Below are 3,806 nucleotides of genomic sequence, written 5' to 3'. Positions count from 1 at the left end.
CGGGCTCGCGGCTCGGGCTTGCAAGCCTCGACACGCCCGCGAGCGTCGAAACGGTCACGGCCGACACGATCGACGCGCGCGGCGATCGCACGGTGCTCGATGCGGTGACGCGCACCGCGGGTTTCGCGAGCGCGACGGCGCCCGGCACGGGAGGCACCGCCTTGAGCGTGCGCGGCTTCAGCGGGCAGGAATCGGTGATGACGCTGCTCGACGGCGTGCGGCTGATGCCGGCCGCCGGCACGATCACGTTCCCGTTCGATACGTGGTCGGTCGAACGCATCGAGGTGCTGCGCGGCCCGGCGTCGGTGCTGTACGGCGAAGGGGCGATTGGCGGCGTGGTGAACGTGGTGCCGAAGCGGCCGCAGCGCACGCGCGAGACGACGCTGCAGGTCGGTGTCGGCCCCGACGGCGCGAAGCGCGCCGCGTTCGATACGACGGGCGCGCTCGGCCCGCAGCTGTCGTATCGCTTCCATGCGAGCGATGCGCGCGCGAACGGTCTTGCCGAGCGGGCCGATACGCATACGACGGCCGTCGGCGGCGCGCTGAAATTCGACGTGAGCCCGAAGCTCACGCTGACGCTCGACTTCGATTACGGCCGCCAGATGCCGGCGACCTACTATGGCGTGCCGGCGCCGAACGGCGTGCTCGATCCGTCGCTGCGCAAGCTCAACTACAACGTGGGCGATGCGACGATTTCCTACTACGACCAGTGGACGCGCCTGTCGGCCAGCTACCGGCCGACGGCCGGCGTGACGATCGACAACCAGCTCTACTACCTGACGTCGAACCGCCACTGGCGCAATGCGGAATCGTATGCGCTCGATGCCGCGACGGGCCTCGTCACGCGCGGCGACTATCTCGACATCGGCCATCACCAGCGGCAGATCGGCGATCGGCTGAGTGCACGCTTCGACGGTACGCTGTTCGGCCGCGCGAACCGCTTCGTCGTCGGCACGGAATTCAGCCAGATCACGTTCAGCGGGACCAACAATTCGCCGTACGGCGGCGAATCGACGGTGCCCGCGCACGGCTTCGATCCCGGCGTGTTCACGAGCCCCGACCCGACGGTGCCGCAGTTCAGCACGCGGGCGCGGCAGGCCGCGGTGTTCGCGGAGAACCGGCTCGAAGTGCTGCCGCGGCTTGCGTGGGTGAGCGGCCTGCGCTACGACCACATCGCGTTCAGCCGCGAGCAGGCGGCGACCGGCGCGGGCTTCGACAAGCGTTTCGCGAACGTCGGCTGGCGCACGGGCTTCGTGTTCGAAGTCGCGCCGACGCTCAGCGCGTACGCGCAGTACACGACGGGTGCGGAGGGCCTCGGTTCGCTCGTGACGCTGTCCGCGTCGCAGGCGAACTACCGGCTCGCGACCGGCGAACAGTGGGAAGCCGGCGTCAAGCAGACGCTGCTCGACGGCCGCGCGTACTGGACGTTTGCCGTGTACGACATCACGAAGCGCAACCTGCTGAGCACCGATCCGTTGAATCCCGCGCTGCGCCAGCAGGTCGGCCGGCAATCGTCGCGCGGCATCGAGCTGACGGGCGGCGCGCGGCTGCCGCACGGCTGGACGGTCGATGCGAACGTCGCGCTGCTGCGCGCGCGCTATGACGAGTTCAACCAGAGGGTCGGCAGCGCGACGGTGTCGCGCGCCGCCAATGCGCCGGCCAACGTGCCGCAGCAGACGGCGAACCTGTGGCTCGGCTGGGCGTTTGCCGAGCGCTGGCAGGCGAACGCGGGCGTGCGTTACGTCGGTGCGACGTACGGTGACGATGCGAACCGCGTGCAGGTGCCGTCGTACACGGTGTTCGATGCGTCGCTGCGCTGGCAGCCGACGTCGCGCACCGAGCTGGCGTTGTACCTGCGCAATCTCGCGAATCGCACGTATGCGGTGACGACGTCGAACGGCGGCGAGCAATGGCTGCTCGGTCCGTCGCGCTCGGCGGAGCTCGTCGCGACGATGCGCTTCTAGTGCGGCGCGACGAGCCTCCCATGACGCACATGCTCGACATCGAACGCGTGAGCTGGTCGCCCGGCGGCGCGATCACCGTGCTCGATTCGGTGACGCTGAGCGTGGCCGAAGGCGAGTTCGTCGGGCTGGTCGGCCCGAACGGCAGCGGCAAGACGAGCCTGCTGCGCTGCGTGTTCCGTTACGCGCGGCCCGACGCCGGCCGCGTCGCGCTCGATGCGCAGGACGTGTGGCGCATGCGGCCGCGCGCGGTCGCGCAGCGCATCGCGGTGCTGCAGCAGGAGACGCCGGACGATTTCGGGCTGACGGTCGACGAACTGGTCGGCATGGGACGCACGCCGCATCAGCGGCCGTTCGATGCGGAGACGGCGGACGATCGCCGGATCGTCGAATCCGCGCTGCACGATGTCGGCCTCGTCGAGCGCCGTGCGCAACGCTTCGCGTCGCTGTCGGGCGGCGAGAAGCAGCGCGCGCTACTGGCCCGCGCGCTTGCGCAGCAGCCCGAACTGCTGTTGCTCGACGAACCGACCAACCATCTCGACTTGCGCCATCAACTCGAACTGCTCGCGCGCGTGCGGCGCCTCGGCATCGCGACGCTCGCCACGATTCACGACCTCAATCTCGCGGCCGCGTATTGCGACCGGCTCCACGTGCTTGCGCACGGCAGGGTCGTCGCATCGGGCGCGCCGGCCGACGTACTGACCGAAGCGCTGCTGCGCGACGTGTTCGGCGTCGCCGCGCTCGTCGATCGCCATCCCGTCACGGGCCGGCCGCGCATTACGCCGCTTCATCCGGAATGACCACCATGCCGTTTCCTGTCTTGTCCTCCGTTGTGTCGTCCGCGTTGTCATCCCTGTCGCGCCGGTTGATTGTCGCGACCGTGCTCGGCTGCACGGCCGCTCAGGCGGGGGCCTATCCCGTCACCGTGCGCAGTTGCGATCGCGACGTGACGTTCGAGCGCGCGCCGACGCGTGCGGTGAGCAACGACGTGAACCTGACCGAGATGATGCTCGTGCTCGGCCTGAAAGACCGGCTCGTCGGCTACACCGGCATCGGCGGCTGGAAGACGGGCACCGCACGTGTGCGCGATGCGCTGCGCGGCGTGCCCGAACTGGCCAGCCAGTATCCGTCGCTCGAGGTGCTGGCGGCCGCGCGCGCCGACTTCTATCTCGCGGGCTGGAACTACGGGATGCATGTCGGCGGCGCGGTGACGCCCGCGACGCTCGCGCCATTCGGTATCCGTACGTACGAGCTGACCGAATCGTGCTCGCACGTGATGAAGCAGTCGGCGGCCTCGTTCGACGACGTGTTCCGCGACCTGAACAATCTCGGCCGGATCTTCGGCGTCGACGCGCGCGCCGCGCAGGTCGTCGCCGCGATGCGTGCGCGTCTCGCGGCAGTGTCGCGCACGATCGGGCATTCGGAACCGCTGCGCGTGTTCGTCTACGACAGCGGCACCGACAAGCCGATGACGGCCGGCGGGCTCGCGATGCCGACCGCGCTGCTGACGGCGGCCGGGGCGCGCAACGTGATGGCCGACCTGTCGCGCAGCTGGACGCAGGTGAGCTGGGAAAGCGTGGTGGCGCGCGATCCGCAGGTGATCGTGATCGTCGACTATTCGGCCGTGACGGCCGCGCAGAAGCAGCAGTTCCTGCTGAGTCAGCCGTCGCTCGCGCGCGTGGCCGCGATCCGCGACCGGCGCTTCATCGCGATTCCGTACGATGCGGCGACGCCGGGCCCCGAGAACGTCGCGGCCGTCGAGACGCTGGCGCGCGCGCTGTATCCGGCCGCGTTCGCCGGGCCGGCGCGATGAACGTGCACGTGCGTGCATCGCGGCCCCGCATA

3 protein-coding genes are annotated in these 3,806 nt (G+C 69.8%); all 3 read left to right on the top strand.

What is annotated here, in order from left to right; all coding sequences use genetic code 11:
• A partial coding sequence (locus tag G3N93_RS35895; RefSeq protein ID WP_206135129.1) for a TonB-dependent siderophore receptor occupies nucleotides 1–1,964 on the top strand: 1,964 nt, incomplete at its 5' end.
• A 20-nt stretch (nucleotides 1,965–1,984) separates the two neighbouring features.
• Complete coding sequence (locus G3N93_RS35890; RefSeq protein ID WP_206135128.1) at nucleotides 1,985–2,761, top strand: ABC transporter ATP-binding protein; 777 nt, start codon at nucleotides 1,985–1,987, stop codon at nucleotides 2,759–2,761.
• Between the two features lie 5 nt (nucleotides 2,762–2,766).
• A complete protein-coding gene (locus tag G3N93_RS35885; RefSeq protein WP_374196538.1) occupies nucleotides 2,767–3,774 on the top strand; it encodes an ABC transporter substrate-binding protein in 1,008 nt (335 codons plus the stop codon).
• The last annotated feature ends 32 nt before the right edge of the window (nucleotides 3,775–3,806 follow it).

This window comes from Burkholderia sp. Se-20378 (assembly GCF_017104665.1).
GTDB lineage: Bacteria > Pseudomonadota > Gammaproteobacteria > Burkholderiales > Burkholderiaceae > Burkholderia > Burkholderia lata.
The sequence above is the reverse complement of the archived record's forward strand: the minus strand, read 5'-3'. Positions and strand labels throughout refer to the sequence as shown.

Excerpts from the sequence above, each read along its gene's own strand:
- G3N93_RS35890 (WP_206135128.1), top strand. The coding sequence starts at position 1,985 with ATGACGCACATGCTCGACATCGAACGCGTGAGCTGGTCGCCCGGCGGC.
- G3N93_RS35885 (WP_374196538.1), top strand. The coding sequence starts at position 2,767 with ATGCCGTTTCCTGTCTTGTCCTCCGTTGTGTCGTCCGCGTTGTCATCC.